This window comes from Pseudomonas sp., assembly GCF_026224925.1.
Taxonomy (GTDB): Bacteria; Pseudomonadota; Gammaproteobacteria; order Pseudomonadales; family Pseudomonadaceae; genus Aquipseudomonas.
Map to the genome: position 1 here is coordinate 1 of NZ_JAMFRV010000403.1, position 17838 is coordinate 17838.

The 17838-nt window shown below is 55.7% G+C and carries 11 protein-coding genes; 8 read left to right on the plus strand and 3 right to left on the minus strand.

The genetic code is table 11. The features are described 5' to 3' along the window. The first annotated feature begins 248 nt into the window (after positions 1-248). Genes M0974_RS17405 through M0974_RS17420 form a run of 4 tightly spaced genes read left to right on the plus strand, consistent with a single transcriptional unit; the run spans position 249 to position 6876 of the window. Complete coding sequence (locus M0974_RS17405) at positions 249-1919, plus strand: DUF1302 family protein (RefSeq protein ID WP_297839285.1); 1671 nt, start codon at positions 249-251, stop codon at positions 1917-1919. A 17-nt stretch (positions 1920-1936) separates the two neighbouring features. After that, positions 1937-3313, plus strand: coding sequence for a DUF1329 domain-containing protein (locus M0974_RS17410; RefSeq protein ID WP_297839287.1), 1377 nt, complete (start codon positions 1937-1939; stop codon positions 3311-3313). A 10-nt stretch (positions 3314-3323) separates the two neighbouring features. Next, positions 3324-4406, plus strand: coding sequence for a YCF48-related protein (locus tag M0974_RS17415; protein WP_297839289.1), 1083 nt, complete (start codon positions 3324-3326; stop codon positions 4404-4406). 10 nt (positions 4407-4416) lie between these two features. Then, a complete protein-coding gene (locus tag M0974_RS17420) occupies positions 4417-6876 on the plus strand; it encodes an MMPL family transporter (RefSeq protein ID WP_297839291.1) in 2460 nt (819 codons plus the stop codon). A gap of 168 nt (positions 6877-7044) precedes the next feature. Here the strand turns inward: M0974_RS17420 and M0974_RS17425 are convergent, their stop codons facing one another. Next, positions 7045-9504 (minus strand): LuxR C-terminal-related transcriptional regulator, encoded by a 2460-nt coding sequence (locus tag M0974_RS17425; RefSeq protein WP_297839294.1) that lies wholly within the window; start codon positions 9502-9504, stop codon positions 7045-7047. 607 nt (positions 9505-10111) lie between these two features. On the opposite strand from M0974_RS17425, the gene M0974_RS17430 reads away from it, so the two are divergent. From M0974_RS17430 to M0974_RS17440, 3 genes are all read left to right on the plus strand, one after another. Then, positions 10112-11353, plus strand: coding sequence for a thiolase family protein (locus M0974_RS17430; protein ID WP_297839308.1), 1242 nt, complete (start codon positions 10112-10114; stop codon positions 11351-11353). Positions 11354-11519: 166 nt separating this feature from the next. Then, positions 11520-12317 carry an SDR family oxidoreductase gene (locus M0974_RS17435; RefSeq protein ID WP_297839296.1) on the plus strand — a complete coding sequence of 266 codons (798 nt, stop codon included), beginning with the start codon at positions 11520-11522 and terminating at the stop codon, positions 12315-12317. Positions 12318-12370: 53 nt separating this feature from the next. Beyond that, positions 12371-13168, plus strand: coding sequence for an SDR family oxidoreductase (locus tag M0974_RS17440; RefSeq protein WP_297839299.1), 798 nt, complete (start codon positions 12371-12373; stop codon positions 13166-13168). A gap of 95 nt (positions 13169-13263) precedes the next feature. On the opposite strand, the gene M0974_RS17445 is transcribed toward M0974_RS17440, so the two are convergent. Further along, positions 13264-14439 (minus strand): acetyl-CoA C-acyltransferase, encoded by a 1176-nt coding sequence (locus M0974_RS17445; RefSeq protein ID WP_297839302.1) that lies wholly within the window; start codon positions 14437-14439, stop codon positions 13264-13266. Further along, entirely contained in the window at positions 14436-16559 is a 2124-nt protein-coding gene (locus tag M0974_RS17450; RefSeq protein ID WP_297839304.1) for a 3-hydroxyacyl-CoA dehydrogenase NAD-binding domain-containing protein, read from the minus strand. Before M0974_RS17450 ends, M0974_RS17445 begins: the two co-directional genes overlap by 4 nt. A gap of 345 nt (positions 16560-16904) precedes the next feature. Between M0974_RS17450 and M0974_RS17455 the strand changes: the two genes are divergently transcribed. After that, on the plus strand, positions 16905-17838 hold a 934-nt coding region (locus M0974_RS17455), incomplete at its 3' end, for an acyl-CoA dehydrogenase family protein (RefSeq protein ID WP_297839306.1).

Genomic DNA, 17838 nt, shown 5'->3' on the forward strand with positions numbered 1-17838 from the left:
ATCATCACAGCTGAATCCCGCGAGCGGAACAGCAGGGAAATGGCGGCTCTATTGATTGCGAAGGGACGCTAATCACAGTCGACCTCTTAGCTCACTGAATATCTCCGTATACGCCTTAACCCACTCTTCAGTGGGGGGGTAAAGCCGCGCTCAAGTTCGTACTGTCTACGGGCACCTCGACAGATTTCATACAGCCCCGTTAAAAAACAACAATAACAGCCGGCAACGACCGGCAAAGGATTCAATACGTGGAGTACAGAAAACCTGTGCCTTTGTCAGAATCAAAGTACCTGCAGCACTTCGGCGTAGCTTTCGTTGCATGCCTCTCGACTGTCAGCGCGACCGCCGCGGAAATTGATACGGGTAACCCTGACTTTAGACTTCGTTGGGACAATACGGTCAAATACGTTGCTGGCTACCGTCTGCACGATGCCGACAGCAAATTGGCGAGCGATGCCAACCTCGGTGATGGTGATACCAACTTTCGCAAATCTGGACTCATATCTAATCGTATTGATTTGCTTAGCGAGCTTGAGGGCAATTACAAGCAGTTTGGGTTTCGCATCAGTGGCGCGGGCTGGTACGACACTGTGTACAACCGAGATAACGATAACAACACGGCCGGAGCATTTGGCCCTGGTACAAGTGCAGTGAACTCTTCACAGATATCCAAGTCGTCCGAGTTTACCCCCTATACTCGAGACGCCAACGGCCGTGATGCTGAATTGCTGGATGCTTTCGTCTCTCAGAGGTTCGATGTCGACGGGCATGCCGCCAATGTGCGCGTGGGTCAGTTCAGCCAAGTGTGGGGCGAGAGCCTGTTTTTTGGCGATAACGCTGTTGCTGGGGCGATGTCCCCGATCGACGTAGCCAAAGCCGTGGCCGTCCCTAATCTGCGTTTTCAGGAAATCTTGCGGCCGGTTCCGCAGGTGTCGGGGCAATACCAGCTCAGCGATGATGTAACGGCTTACTCCTACTACCAACTGCAGTGGCGTGAAGACCGCTCGCAAGGCAGCGGCAGCTACTTCTCGCCGATCGACTTTCAACGCGGTGGTAACCTGATCTATACGCCTACAGGACCCTACGCGCGAAGTTCCACTCAAGATGGCAAGGACTCGGGGCAGTTTGGGGTAGCGTTGCGGATTCGTACGGACGCTACCGATTATGGTCTTTACGCGCTTCGATTCAACAGCAAGGCCAGTCAAATCGTCACCGACCCGATCAACCAATCATTTTATGAGGCCTACCACAGCGGCACAAACGTGTTTGGCGCCAGCGCCAACCACAACGTGGGATTATTTAACCTAGCGGTCGAGTCATCGGTCCGGTTCAATCAGGATTTGCTATCACCCAACGCGTATGACATTGGCAACGGTGCTGAATATGCCGTTGGCAAGACTTGGCATGTGAACCTTTCTGCCGTCGGTTCAAACCTCGGCAGGACCATGTTTTGGGATGACGCGCAACTGTTAGCTGAAGCTGCGTTCACCCGAGTGTTAAGCGTGGAGAAAAATGCCGATACCCTAAGTGGCTGCCAGCCCTCTACTTTTCCAGGCTCTGTCTGCAAACCCAACGGAACCCGCGACAGCTGGAAGCTTCAGGCCCTGTTCGAACCGGTGTACTACCAGGCTTTTCCTGGCATAGATGTGCGGCTACCGTTTGGTATCTCCTATCAACCCAGTGGATCGCGCAACATGGTGGGGGCTGCGCCTCTTCCCGAGAACGCAGGCACGGTTAACCTCGGCGTGAGTGCAACATACCTCGACACGTGGCGATTATCTCTGAACGTAACTCACTTTTTTGGTAGTGAGGGCGTCCTCTTCAGCCCCGTCAGCGCCGGTGGCACACAAGCCTGGAACTACGAACAGTATTTCGGTGATCGCGACTACGCCACGTTGGTCTTGAGCCGCACCTTTTAAGTACCCGGGAGACAGCTATGAAATTGAACACAATGACATTGTGCGCGGCTCTTATTGCCTGCGTTAGCGTTGAACCCATGCTTGCTTATGCTGGCGTCAGTGCTGAAGAAGCTCAGCAACTAAAAACTACCCTGACGCCACTGGGCGGCGAGCGCGCGGGTAACAAAGAGGGCACCATACCGGCCTGGAGTGGCGGGGAGCTTAAAGTGCCTGCCGGGTACAAGCCTGGCCAGCGCCGTGCTGATCCTTATGCCAGCGAAAAACCTTTGTATTCGGTAACCGCTGCCAATATGGACAAATATGCCGACACCCTCAGCGATGGGCAAAAGGCTATGCTCAAGCGCTATCCCTCTTATCGAATGGATGTTTATCCCACGCACCGCACGGCCGTCGCGCCGCAGTACGTTTATGACAATACCTTCAAGAACGCGACCCGAGCCTCTCTGGCCAATGGTGGCGACTACCCCATCCCGACCGGTGCGTTCGGCGGCACACCATTCCCGATTCCAAAAACGGGCATGGAAGTGATCTGGAACCATCTACTGCGCTACCAAGGGGCCGCGACTCGCAATCTCAATGGCCAGACCTGGATGGTGACCGCTAATGGCCAGAAGGTAATGGCGGTTCAGGGGCGTCAGGAAATAAAAATGCCTTACTACGACCCAAATGGGTCGCCCGAGAAGTTCGACGGAACATTCTGGTTAACTCGCGTCGTTAACGACGGCCCGCCTATCCGCGCTGGCGAGGCCATCATTGGCCGAGTGAATGTTGACGACACCAAATCTCTAGCCTGGGTCTACCTTACCGGCCAGCGCCGGGTGCGTAAGCTACCCAACCCCAATGGCGACACGCCTACACCGCAGTCTGCCGGCCTGATGAGCTTCGATGAGGTGAACGTTTTTGCCGGAGGCCCCGGTCTGTTTGATTGGAAGCTGGTTGGTAAGAAGGAAATGCTGATTCCCTACAATGACAACAAAATGCTCCAGCCTGAGTCCGCGGAACCCTTGATCGGCGCTTCCCATATCAACCCCGATTTTGTGCGCTGGGAGTTGCATCGTGTGTGGGTTGTAGACGCGCAACTGAAGGCTGGTAAACGCCATAGCTCGCCCAAAGGACGCTATTACATTGACGAGGACTCCTGGCTCGCGATGCTAGCGGATCGATGGGATGCCAATGGCCAGTTGTGGAAAACATTGTTCGGGCTGCCTGTGACCTATCCCGAGATGGAAGTCACTGAGCATGCGACTTACGGCTTCTACGACTTGGTTTCCGGCGCTTGGTACGCAGGCCCCTATGTAAACATTCCCGCCGCTTCCATTGGGTTGCAGCAAGCGACGTCGCTACAGGACAGCACCTTTACCCCCGACGCGATGGTTGGCGATCAATTGCGCTAAGGAACTCAGGATGAATCAGGACCTGCGCAACATCTGTGCGCTGACGTTGGTGCTGTTCGGTGGAATGCTCGGCGCGACACCGCTTAGCAAGGCACCACCCAACGTTATAGAGCCAATGAACATATCGGCGCCTATCACGCCCCGTGCCCAGCACGCCGCTTTACTGGGTGTGGCGCTGGCGGGGGAGCGGATGGTAGCGGTAGGGGAGCGGGGCATTGTGCTGTTCTCCGACGACAAAGGTGTTAGTTGGCAGCAATCTCAGGTGCCCGTAGGTGTCACGCTGACGGTGGTGCGCTTTGCGGATGCCCTGCATGGTTGGGCTGCTGGCCACAACGGCATTTTGCTGAAAACGATCGATGCCGGAGCCACGTGGACGCGGGTCTTGGACGGTAATGATGTCATTGCTCTTTACCAACAGCAGGCCAAGGTATTGGGTGAGAAGGAGGATAATGAACAAGCTCAGCGCGCCACCCGTCAGGCGGCGCAACTGGCCAGCGACGGGCCAGACAAACCATGGCTAGACATGAACATCGATGCCAACGGCGAACTCTGGTTGGTAGGCGCCTATGGATTAGCGTTGCACAGCCGCGACGGTAAGCTGTGGGAGCCTTGGTCAGCCCACTTGGACAACCCCAACGATCTGCACCTGTATGCAATCAAGACGCAAGGCAATGAAATCGTCATTGCTGGCGAGCAGGGGTTGTTGCTTCGTTCTATGGATGACGGCGCGACCTTCCAGCGCTTGAACTCACCGTACAAGGGCAGTTTTTTTGTGCTCGAACTTCACGACGGCGAGATTGTTGTTGCGGGCCTGCGCGGCTATGCGTTTCGTTCGGTAGACCATGGTGGCCACTTTGAGCCCGTCATACTTTCAGCCCCTGTGAGTGTGACCGCTAGCCTGCGCTTGCAGACCGGCGATGTGGTGCTGGCCGATCAGGCTGGCACGTTATATCGACTGGCTGGGGATCGGCTGCTAAAGCTTGATGCATCGGCAGGATCCAGCCCGTCGGCCTTTGTTGAGTCGGCTGACGGTACATTGGTCAGTGTAGGTCGCCTCGGTCCCTCGAATATCAGCGCGACTTTGCGCCCTTGAGTGCTTTCTGATGAACTCATCGTTTGAACATGATCACCCTGCCGAAACCGGTTCGTCCTTCGATCCGCAGTCAGGGTCGCGGATTGAGCGCCTGTTGTTCAACAACAGGTTTGTGGTGCTGTCGCTGTGCATACTGTTTACGCTACTTGCCGCCTGGCAACTGCCCGGAATGCACGTCAATGCCAGCTTCGAAAAGACCATCCCGACCCAGCATCCTTTCATCGTCAATTACCTGGCTATGAAGGATGATTTGCCTACGCCGAACCTGTTGCGTGTGGCCCTTGAACCGGTCCAGGGCGATATCTACGATGCAAAATTCCTAGACATACTTCAGCAGATGACCAACGATCTGATAGCTCTGCCAGGGGTTGATCGTCCGAGCTTGAAGAGTATATGGACGCCGAATGCCCGGTGGCAGGGCATTACCGAAGAGGGCTTTGATGGCGGGCCGTTGATCCCCGATGGGTATCAGGGGAAGCCGCAGGACCTCCAGCAATTGCGGATCAATGTGCAGCGGTCGGGGGAGATAGGCCAAATTGTCAGTCTGGACGAAAAGTCTGCCTTGATCTCGGTACCCCTACTAGCGGATAACCCACAGCAACAACGCAAGCTGGACTATGGCAGCTTGGACAAGTCCCTTGAATCCCTGCGCACCAAATATGAACAACAAGGCGTCAAGGTACACATCAGCGGGTTTGCCAAGGTGGTCGGTGACTTGATCGACGGCCTCTACAAGATTGCCGCGTTCTTTCTGCTGTCCATTATCTTGGCAGCGACCATGCTTTACTTTTACACCCGCTGCGTGCGGAGCACGTTGCTGGTGGTGTTGTGCTCACTGACAGCCGTCGTCTGGCAACTGGGTTGTCTACCGTTATTGGGCTTCGATCTCAACCCTTACTCGGTACTGGTGCCGTTTCTGGTGTTCGCGATAGGCATGAGCCATGGCGCTCAGAAAATGAATGGCATCATGCAGGATGTCGGACGTGGCATGCATAAGCTGGTTGCGGCCAGGTTCACTTTCCGACGCTTGTTCCTGGCTGGGCTGACGGCGTTGCTGTGTGATGCCGTTGGCTTCGGCGTGTTGATGGTCATCCATATTGAGGTGATCCAGGAGCTGGCTATCATCGCGAGCCTGGGCGTAGGCATCCTGATCTTCACCAACCTGATCATGCTGCCAATTTTGCTCAGCTACGTGGGCGTGAGCCAGAATGCGGCTGAGCGGAGCCTGCGCGCCGAGCGTGGTGATAAACACTTTATTTGGCATTACCTCGGACGCTTTACCCAGCCGCGGCGTGCCGCAATAACACTGCTGGTATCCGCAGTCATTGGTGTTGCTGCCTTCGCAACCAGTCTGCATTTGAAAATCGGTGACCTCGACCCCGGTGCTCCGGAGTTACGTCCAGACTCGCGCTATAACCGCGACAACGCTTACATTGATGCCCACTATGGGGCTAGCGGTGATGTGTTTATCGTGATGGTGCGCACCCCGGAGGGCGAGTGTGCCTCCTATGACGCGTTGACCCGTGTTGATGCACTGGACTGGCAACTTCAGGCGCTTGCGGGTGTGGAAAGTACCCGCTCGTTAGCTAGCCAGCAGCGGTTGCTGTTCAGTGGTTACAATGAGGGTAATCCGAAATGGCTGGACCTTCCGCGCAATCGCGACATGCTCAATACCATCACCTCGAACTCACCGCGGGGGCTGTATAATGCCAACTGTTCTGTTTTACCCGTCACGGCCTTCCTCCATGATCATCGTGCCGATACGCTAAGTGCGGTGGTCGAGACCAGCGAAGCGTTCGCCCAGGCCAACCACAGCGAGTCGAGTGAGTTTTTGCTGGCTGCTGGCAGCGCTGGGATTGAGGCAGCCACTAATATTGTCGTACGCCAATCCAACAGGGAAATGCTGTTTTGGGTGTATGGAGCAGTGACCATTTTGTGTTTTCTGACCTTCCGCTCTTGGCGCGCAGTCGTATGTGCCATGGTACCGCTGGCGCTGACGTCGTTGTTATGTGAAGCACTGATGGTGATATTGGGTATCGGCGTCAAAGTAGCCACCTTGCCGGTCATTGCGCTGGGTGTGGGTATTGGCGTCGACTATGCGTTATACGTAATGAGCATCATGCTGGCCAGATTGCGTGCCGGTGAGCCTTTGGCCGCAGCCTACGAAACATCGCTTCTGTTTACGGGGCGAATTGTGATGCTGACGGCTTTTACCCTGGCCGTTGGAGTTGCGGTATGGGCCTGGTCGCCCATAAAGTTTCAAGCCGACATGGGCATCCTGCTAGCCTTCATGTTTATCGGCAACATGGTGGGCGCGCTTGTGCTGATCCCGGCGCTAGCTCACTTCCTGTTGAAGCCTTCATTGCCGGGGTCTTCTACGCAGTCCTTGAAAAGCCATTCAGATATACACACACGTAAAGGCGCTGCGCCACCTGTCGTCAAGACTGCGGCCGACATGCAAACCCTATGAAGGTCGGGGGAACGCACGACAGCCGCCACAGGAGTTTGCAGGTGCGTTCGACCGAGTTCTGCTTGTAATCTGATCAGTTGAAAGAATTAAGAACAAGGCCAGGGGTGGAAACATCAGCCCTGGCCTTTTGTTTATGCAAGTGACACGAAATACCAGGCACTAGGTATTTCAAGCCCTCTCGGTCAGCCCCAGCATACTTGCCCGTGCTACTACATGCTTGCGACTGCCGGCATCCAGCTTGTTGAACAGATTCTTTATGTGCCATTTGACAGTCTGTTCGCCGATGTCCATCGCGCGAGCGATCTCCCGGTTGCTAAGACTACGGGTGAGAAGGGTCAAGACTTCTCGCTCTTTCAACGTTAACAAGCCTGCGCCAAGTAACAGCGATTCCTTTGGCAGAGCGGCTGAGCTCTCCTTGATTTTCTCTTCACTGGCTAGTTTCGTCTGCGCAGGTGTTTGGTGGACGCCCACTACACGCTCGCGCTTGAGTCTGCCCATACCACCGGCAGTCGCAAGGCTCATCGCCTCGTCATAGGCCCGGTTTGCCTCGTGAGATCCTTGTCGGCGCAGTACTTCGGCACGCACAAGCCGCGCTTCGATAGCATCTCCATGACGTTTCAGCTTTTCCGCTACTTTAATGGCTGAATCTGCGGCTCGAAGCGCGATCACAAGATCGTCGTCAGCCAAGCAGGCGTGGGTACGGGCCAAGTCGCAATACAGCTCGAGAGAGGTGTCGAGAAGTCCGGTGGTATGTTGGTTATTTGTGTGCAGCAATTCGTCCAATTGCGCGCTGATGGCCATCGCGGTATTGCCACGCCTATGACCGGCGTGCAAACGAACGAGCTCGAAATGCGCCATGGCCTGAACACGCAGTACCGAATTTTCCCGGCCGATAGCTTGCAGTGATTCCAACAAGTTGAGTGCCTGATCCTGCCTGCCTTTTTTATCTGCCACACGTGCCAGGACTTTGTAAGCCGCCATCAGTGCATCTGGCAGACCGTGGCGCTCAAGTACGACCAGGCGGCCGGCCAGCAGGGCGGTTGATCCTTCATCCTGATCGCTTTCCCAGCACGCTTCAGCCAGCAATGCGGCCAACATGCAAACAACGGGGTTGCGTCGATCCATATGTTCTTCGGCGCGAGCTAACGCAGGTCTCAAGTGCTGCTCTGCCAAGGCATAGCGTCCTTCCCAGAGAAAGCTTAGGCCGACCCCGTAATCGGCAAAGCCGTATGCCATCGGTGAAAACGCCTGGGTCTTATCTAGCTCGGCAATGCGCCAAAAGTCCAACCGTGACTGGTCTGGTTTGCCTCCGTGCAGCGCAGCAAAGCCCTTGACTACCCAGTAGACAGGAGCTTCGTCGACTCGTGCTTGAGGCGGTGGAGCCGGCCATCTGGCCAGTATTTCTGCCATGAGGTCGATGTCGTCTGTGTACCCGGCGATCGTGGCACTGATCAAGTCTGCCTCGAAGTGCTCGGCCGGAGACAGGTCAGGGTTGTCGAGTATCAACTTGATCAAGGGATGGGCAAGGGAATGTTGCTCGCTCATCGCGAACCCCCAGGCCACTGGCGCCCAGAAGCCCGGGTACTTTTTGACTTCATCTACCGAAAGACGATTGAACCAGGCGAGTATCTCATTGCTGTGACCCCTGGCCATCATTTGGTGAGACGTGCTTTCCACCAGGGAGAGAGCAATATTGATATCGCCAGCGAGAAATGATTGTTCAGCTGCTTCCTTGTAAAACTGATGGGTGACGTACCAATTTGAAGCCTTTCTTGCCAACGCCTGTCGTTCGCCAGCAGGAAGTAGCATGAACCGATCGCGCAGCACCTCGCGCGCAACGGCATGAAGGCGCATCCAATCGCCACCTTCAACCTGGGATAGAATAGGAGTTTCATCCTGAAGTCGGATTAATTGGCGGACCATCTCATCATCTTCAAATACCGCCGAGCATAAATCCGGATGGATCAGATCGATATTGGCCAGCCTGACCAGCAGGTGCACCGCCTCTGCCGATTGTCGGTCAATCAGGTTGTCAATGAAGTATCGTCGGACGTCTGCCGACCCCTCCGCCAACAACCCTTGTAAACTGCCCGTGCGATGCGCCGTCGCGGCGGCGAGTTGCACGCCCAGTGGCCATCCCTCGGTTAACTCGTGCAAGCTGATTCCTTCTTCTGGATTACAGCTGCTGCCTAATGCTGTTGAAAGAATTTCCAGCGTTTCTTCTGGTCGCAATCGCAAGTCTGAGGCTGTGACGCGGGTAATCGGAAAGGTGTTCAGTACCCCGCTCGACATCAGGGCATTGGTCGGGCGTGCAGCCAATGCAATGTGCAAGTTGGCGGGTGTATTCCCCAGCAAGTAAGTGAGCACCTGATTCAGGGTTTCTCCTGGCAAGAACTCGACATCATCAAGCAGCAGCAAAACGTTTACCGACAGCATTGCGACTTCTGCCAACCAGGCCGTCGCTGCTTCTTGCACATCGGAACATTCGTCTATCCACCGCATGAACGGATCTGCAAATCCACGCTTGCCTGAGGATGCTTGAGCCGAATGAGCGAGTCCCGCAATGAGGCGTTTTGGAGTATCTCGACTGTCGAGACTGTGCCAGAAAGCCAATCCGCCCTGTGCCAATGCGTCGCGTCTCCACTGGATCAACTGAGAGGTTTTGCCGAAGCCGGTAGGCGCCAGAAGGAGGATGGCACTACCCCCAGACATTTCAAGTCGGCTCAGTTTCAGGCGTCCGCGATCCAGAAAGCTTTTAAGGGCACGAGGCGGCGTCGATTTTAGAAGTAGCGCGGGTTCGCGGCTCGGCAGATGGGTCACCGGTCTCTCCATTACTGATGCCACCCCTGTTCTGACGTTGCCCTTTGTCTGGGCGCGAGCCAACGCTATAGCGCAATAACGGGGGGAGGCTAGCTGTTATTATTTTTGGTTGCTTGAGGCTGTTCAAACCACTACGTCTTTGAGCGTTGAGCCTTCTACGACGGCTTATCAGTAGTGCTGACTATGCATCCTATAACACGATTTAACAACTGATTAGCCAATCCGCTACTAACCCTTTCTGGTTCCATTATTCAGGTTTGCCGAGGGGGGGAACCCACTCTTTCCTGGGGGGGCGCACGCAGGATCACCACCTTACCGTTGCGTTAGTACGCTGTGGCAAGTGATCAGCATCCGTGTGCTGCCAACCGACCTGCCCAGTGGGTGTTTTCACACTATTGCATGGAATCCAAGACCAATGAGCTCTTCTGTTTATATCGCTGGCGTCGGCATGACGCAGTTTGGGCGGCATATCGAACGCAGCCTGCAATCACTTGCAGATGAGGCGCTTACTGCAGCTTTGCTTGATGCGGGCGCAACTCGATCGGACATTAATCAGGCCTTTTACTCCGGTGTAACTCAAAGCCCTTTGCAGGGCCAGACTGCAGTTCCGGGGCAGGTGCTCTTTTCAAAGATTGGTCTGACTGGTTTGCCCGTCTGGAATATCGAAAACGCCTGCGCATCAGGAACAAGCGCTTTTCAGCTAGCCGTTCAGGCTATCCGCGCGGGCGCTTGCGATGTCGCCCTGGTGTTGGGTGCTGAGAAGATGAATATCGAGGATAAAAAACGCGCGTTGGCTTTGTTTGAGGGCGGTTGGGATGTATTGACGGCGGATGAGAATACCCGGCGCCTGGTGGCATTGGGAGAGGGCGTAGACGTGCCTGAGGGAAGCGAATCGACACGCCCATATAGTCGTTTTATGTCGATTTATGCTGCCATGTGTCGACATTGGATGAAGACCTTCGGCACTACTCAGCGGCAGATCGCAGCCGTCGCGTCGAAAAATCACATGCACTCGGTACACAACCCTTTTTCCCAGTACCGCCAGCCATTCACTATAGAACAGGTGCTCGCTGCTCCTCCTATTACCTATCCGCTGACATTGCCAATGTGTTCACCGCTGTCCGATGGAGCGGCAGCCATTATCGTGTGCTCCGAGGCCGGCCTGAAAAAACTTTCGGTTGATCGTCGTCGTGTGATCCGTGTGGCAGCAACTGCCATTGCAACGGCGACGGCACGCGCGGCGGACGACTTTGAAAATGCTGTCTGTCGGCGCGCTGCGCAGTTGGCCTATGAGCAGGCTGGTATTGGACCTGAAGCCGTGTCAGTGGCCGAGGTTCACGATGCGAGCGCGATGGGCGAAATAATGGCGGTGGAATACCTTGGACTTACCCCGATGGGCGAAGGTGGCGCTGCCGCTGAGGCGGGTGATCTATCCGTCGGGGGCCGTATCCCCGTCAATCCGTCCGGTGGATTGGAGTGCAAAGGCCATCCAATAGGCGCAACTGGTTTGGGGCAGATTCACGAGTTGGTCACTCAGTTGCGCGGCGAGGCTGGTGCTCGGCAGGTCGTTGGAGCAAACGTGGCGTTGCAAGAGAACGGCGGTGGCTTGATCGGATTTGAGGAGGCGGTGGTCACAATCAATGTGCTTACTCGCTGATAACTCCAATTGACTGAGTATTTCACGGCCGTCATTAAGTTGCGGGCTGGTCACTGAAAGAGGTTTTTGCCAGGTGATCAGCAGTTACTCATCGATTGATTAAGCGCTTAAACAACCCTCAGTCCTGAATCTTTGACTGCTTTTCTATAACAATAAGGGGATTTCAGTGTTCCAAAAGAAAGTAGTAGTGATTACCGGAGCCGGGTCCGGAATCGGTCGTGCGCTGGCGATTGAGTTTGCGGGTGAAGGCGCACTGCTAGCGCTTGCGGATATTAACGCACAGGCACTGGCCGAGTCATTAAGCCTGCTTCCTCAGGGCTCGCAGGCACGATCGTACTTGTTGGATGTAACGTCGCGTGATGCAGTATTTCAGTTTGCCGAGGATGTAGTACGTGAATTCGGATATGCGCATTTTGTGATCAATAATGCCGGTACCTCGGTGCTGGCCACCGTCGAACACACCACGATGGAGGTGTTCGAAAATGTGCTAGCGATCAACCTTTGGGGCGTCATTTACGGAACAAAAGCTTTCCTTCCTATTCTGCTCAAGCAGCGAGAGGGCTGCATCGTGAATGTCTCCAGCGTCTTTGGCCTATTGGCCACACCTTGCGCAGCCGCCTACACCATCAGCAAGTTCGCGGTACGCGCGCTTACCGAGACCTTGTGGCAAGAGTTGCCGGGCTCTGGCGTGCGTGCCGTGCTAGTGCACCCCGGTGGTATCAATACCAATATCAGTAACGATCAAAACAACGTTTTTCAAGGACCGATGGAACTCAAGGTGAAAGAAGCCAACCTGCGCCAGATGACTACAACACCTCAGGCGTGCGCCAAACAGGTTGTTGAGGGGTTGAGGCGTGGCAAGCCTAGGCTTCTGGTAGGAAACGGCGCGAATATTTTGCACTGGATATCCCGTCTGTTGCCAGACAGTTATGGCACCCTCGTGCGGCACAAACTGGGGCTTTAAACCTTGGTGGGGCGGGAGGGGTTTTTGATGTTAAATAAGGGGAGAGTAGCTACATGTTCAAAGATAAAGTGATTGCTATTACGGGGGCGGCTTCAGGCATCGGTCGCGCTTTGGCTGAAGAATTCGCCTTGCTTGGGGCACAATTGGCCCTTTGCGATATTGATGTTGCCACGGTCGAAACTGTTGTTGCCTCACTGCCCGCCAACAGCCGTGCCCGTGCTTATGGGGTCAATGTGGCCAGTCGCGAGGCAGTCGAGCAATTTGCCAGAGACGTTGTCAGTGATTTTGGCACGGCGCATTACATCATTAACAATGCGGGTACCTCCGTGTTTGCCACCGTCGAAAATCAGAGCATCGAGGAAATCGAAAAAGTTCTGGCCGTCAATTTGTGGGGAGTTATCTACGGTACTAAGGCCTTTTTACCCATCATGCTTAAACAACGTGAAGGGTGCATCGTGAACATGTCCAGTGTATTTGGCTTAGTTGCATCTCCTTGCTCGGTGTCTTACAACATGTCGAAGTTCGCTGTGCGCGGGCTCACCGAAACGCTGTGGCAGGAACTTGGGGGTACGGGAGTTCGAGCCGTGGTGGTGCACCCGGGAGGAATTAATACCAATATCAAATACGTGCCGCAGGCGGCTAAAAGCGGTGCGTTGGAGCGCGCTGTATTGGAAGGCAATGCCCGTAAAATGACAACGCCGCCGCGTGAAGCGGCATTGGTCATCATCGACGGGCTGCGTCGCGGTAAGCCGCGCTTGTTGGTGGGAAAAGGCTCGAAAGCATTGTTCTGGCTGTCGCGCCTGGTACCTGATCACTACGGCAGCATTCTGCGTCGAGAGCTCGGCGTCTGACTGTTTGCCAGGGGGCTTCTCATCAGGCAGCCCCTAAGGCAAATCATCAGCCATATCGGTAAGCTTGGCCCGGCACAAAGCCGGGCCAGATCTGGTTATAAAACCTCGAACAAGCCTGCTGCGCCCATACCCCCGCCAATACACATTGTCACGACGACATAACGTACATTGCGACGCTTGCCTTCCAGTAATGCGTGCCCTACCAGGCGCGAGCCCGTCATGCCGTAAGGGTGCCCAACTGCGATTGCACCGCCGTTCACATTGAGGCGATCATCAGGAATGCCCAGTCTGTCGCGGCAATACAAAACCTGCACCGCAAAGGCTTCGTTCAGTTCCCAAAGACCGATATCACTTACCTTTAGTCCCGCCTTGGCCAGCAACTTCGGTACCGCATAAACTGGGCCAATGCCCATTTCGTCGGGTTCACAACCCGCGACTTGAAACCCCAGGAAGCGACCAAGAGGTTGCAGCCCTTGGCGTTCGGCGAGCGTGGCATTCATGACCACGCAGGCCGATGCTCCGTCAGACAGTTGGCTGGCATTCCCCGCGCTCACTGTTCCATTGGGTTGCACAGCGCGGATCTTCGCCACCCCCTCAAGAGTGGTATCGGCACGAATGCCCTCATCCCGGTTCACGATAATTGCTTGGGTTACCACTTGGCCATCGGGCTGTAAGACAGCCATCTTTGTCTCAAACGGTGCTATTTCTGCCTCGAAGCGTCCCTCGGCCTGAGCTTGTGCGGCACGCAGCTGGCTTCGTACGCCGTAGGCGTCCTGCTGTTCTCGGCTAATGCTGTAGCGACGAGCCACTACTTCGGCGGTGTCTAACATGCCCCAGTAAAGCTCCGGCTGATGTTGTTCGAGCCACGGCTCTTTCATATTGAAAGTGTTCATGTGGCTCTGTACTTGGGTGATGGACTCCACGCCTCCGGCAACATAAATATCACCTTCGCCAGCGATAACCCGCTGTGCAGCCAGCGCGATGGCCTGCAGGCCCGTTGAGCAGAACCTATTGATAGTCAGACCTGACGTGCTCACGGGGCATCCCGCACGCAACGCGACCTGACGCGCGAGATTGTTTCCGCCTGGGCCTTCCAGAAAGGAACTGCCAAAAATAACGTCTTCAACCTGATCTGGGGTAAGGCCTGCGCGTTCAATCGCATGGCGCACAACGTGGGCGCCGAAAGTGACCGGGTGCGTGAGGTTCAATCCGCCACGAAATGATTTGGTCAGCGCGGTACGCGCAGTGGATACAATGATCGCGTCGTTCATTGGGTTTCCTTCAGATTGAATTGGGCGAGAGACTCGCCACTTTTTGCCAGGCGGCATAACAGTGGGGCGGGGCGCCAGAAGATCTCGGCGTGCTGATAGGTCGGTCCGGTTGAAAAGCGCGCCAAGGTGGCGACCACGTCTGACAGCCCCCGCTGTTCGGCATACCGCATTGGTCCTCCGCGCCACAGCGGAAACCCATAACCGGCGGTATAGACCACGTCGATATCCGACGCACGTTGAGCAATGCCTTCCTCCAAGAGCTTGAAGCCCTCATTGACCAGTGCGAGTACGAGGCGATCGACGATCTCTTCATAACCGATTTCTCGGCGCTGCAGACCCACTTTGGCGGAGTGCGCAATTATCGCGCTCTGCACTTCGGGGCTCGGCGCAGGCTTACGCTCACCAGGATGATAGTCATACCATCCCCGACCCGTTTTTTGCCCGTGACGTCCCATGGAATTGATTACGTCGCTTACACCAGAGTAAACACGCGAAGGGTCTCGCTCGATGCGCGCGGCACGGATTTTCGCGCCTACGTCATTGCCGGCCATGTCGGACATACGGAACGGTCCCATAGCCATGCCCCAGTGCTCAATGGCTTGATCAACCTGATGCGGCAAGGCGCCCTCATCCAGTAGTAGCCCTGCTTGCATGAGGTAGGCTTCGATCATTCGATTGCCAATAAACCCTTCGCAAACACCCGATACCACTGCGGTTTTGCCTATTTTTTTGGCCAGGGCCAGCGCACTCGCGAGAACGTCCGGCGCTGTCTGGGCGCCCCGCACTACTTCCAGCAGCTTCATCACCGGTGCGGGGCTGAAAAAGTGCAGACCCACGACATCTTGGGGCCGACTGGTGAACGCCGCGATACTGTCCAGGTCGAGCATCGACGTGTTGGACGCCAGAATTGCGCCAGGTTTGGCTACGGCATCCAGGCGTTGAAACACCTCTCGTTTGACCTCAAGGTCTTCGAAGACCGCCTCAATCACCAGATCTGCTTCGGCCACCCCGGCGTAATTCGTTTCGCCGCTGATGAGGGCGATACGCGCTGTCGCGGTTGCGCTGGACAGTTTTCCCCGTTGAACTGACTGTTCGTAATGCTCACGTATGGTCTTGAGTGCTCGGTCCAGTGCAGCCTGCTCTCGTTCGATCAGTAATACCGGAAGCTGAGCATTGGCAAACGTTATGGCGATGCCGCTGCCCATGGTGCCGCCGCCAATGACTGCCACTCGTTTCAGTTTTCTAGCTGTCGTGCCATCAGGTAGATCAAGGACATTGGCAGCCGCTCTTTGCGCTAGAAACGCATGACGCAAACCTGCAAATTGCGAACTTGTAGCCAAGTTTCGAAATTTCTCTGACTCGCAGGCCATGCCTTGCGCAAAAGACAGACAAACGGCGGCTTCGATACAATCAAGGCATGCCTGGGCGGCAGTGCTGGCGCCCACAGGCGTCTTCAAGGTGCTGCGAGCGAACGCTATGAATGCTTGGGCGTTATCCATCGTGCAGGGCAATGAGCTCGTTCGTCGTGGGCTCTTATTTTCAGAAACTTCAGCGACCAGTTTTCGAGCCAGTGTCATGGCTTCGCCTAGCACATCACCTTCAGTCACTTGGTCGAAAAGGCCGCTGTCGCTGAGCGAAGCCGCACTGTGGACATCGCCCTTGACGATCATGTTGACGGCCTTCTCAACCCCAACCAGGCGCGGTAGCCGTTGGGTACCGCCGGCGCCGGGCAAAAGCCCTAAGTGCACTTCCGGCAGTCCCACCTGAGTTGCTGCGTGAGCGACCCGAGCATGGCACGCCAGCGCAAGCTCCAGTCCGCCGCCAAGCGCCATCCCATGCATGGCCGCCACAACCGGTTTTGAGCTGGCTTCAATACGTTCGAACAGCGCTGGTGCCTGAGGCTCCTGAGTGCCAGCGGGGAGGTTGAATTCGGTGATATCACCGCCGCCGCTAAAGCAGCGGCCGGCACCGGTAATGATGATGGCGCTCACGTTGAGGTCATTCAGCGACGCGCGCAGCGCATCATCCAGGTATCTGCGCAGCGGCAGCCCTTGAGTGTTCAGCGGGGGACGATCCAAGGTGATGATGGCCACGCCATCGTTGACTTGATACAGGCTCATGTTGGGTCCTTTTGGACTGGGGTGTCATCGGGTTGCAAGCTCCGGCTCCGTTGCGCAGTTCAGTGCAACGTGAGCGCGTGGCCAGTCGCTTTTTGTAGATGTTATTCCAGATACCTCGCGCAACTGCTGCGCGCATTAGCCCATCTGCATTGCACTTTAAGACGCTTGCCTGAAGTTTTACCCCCTCTCTGAGGGTGGGTTTGAGCACGGTAGTGCACGGGCGACTTCGGTTTTTCTCCCCCCTCTTCGTGGGTGGCCTTGGTCGCGAACATCAATGGCACATTGCACGGGTCGATGGCGCGTGACTCAGGTGAGTCCGCAGTCCACCACTTAGAGGAAGACTTTGTGAGTTCATATAACGCGCCTTTGGAAGACATTAACTTTGTAATACGCGAGCTCTCGGACATTGATCGTGTAGTTGACCTACCTAGCGCTGAGGTCCTGGCTGATCAGGACCTGACTGGCGCGATCCTCGAACAGGCCGCGCGTTTTGCAGAGCAAGTGTTGTTGCCTGTTGATGCGATAGGCGACCGTCATGGGGCTCTTTGGGGTACCGAAGGGGTAACCACGGCTCCTGGTTTCTCTCAGGCTTATCAGCAATTCACCGAGGCTGGCTGGAACAATATTGAGATAGCGACTGAGCACGGTGGGCAGGGCTTACCGACTTTATTGTGTGCCGCAATCGAAGAGGTTTTTACCTCCGCCAACAAGTCATTCTGCTTTTGTCCGGGACTCACGGCGTTTGCGGTGAAAGCTCTTGCGGCGAGTGCCGACGAGAATGTGCGCTCACTGTTCCTGCCAAAACTGGTAAGCGGTGAGTGGGCCGCCACCATGAACTTGACCGAACCCCAGGCGGGTTCAGATGTTGGGGCGTTACGCACTCGTGCGGTCGAAATGCCTGATGGCACTTATCGGGTTTCGGGGCAGAAGATTTTCATCAGCTACGGGGACCACGACCTGACCGAGAATATCGTGCATTTGGTGTTGGCACGTTTACCTGGAGCTCCAGAAGGGTCCAAAGGTGTTTCGCTTTTTGTGGTGCCCAAGTTCCTGCCCTCTGAAAGTGGCAGGGTGGGCGAACGCAACGATGTGGTCTGCGCGGGTATCGAACACAAACTCGGTAACCATGGTAGTCCGACTTGCACCATGGTCTATGGCGGCGAAAGTGAAGGCGCGGTGGGTTGGCTGGTAGGGGAGCAAAACAAAGGCTTGCAGGCCATGTTCGTGATGGTCAATGCCGCTCGATTTAACGTTGGTACGGAGTCGCTCGCCATGAGCG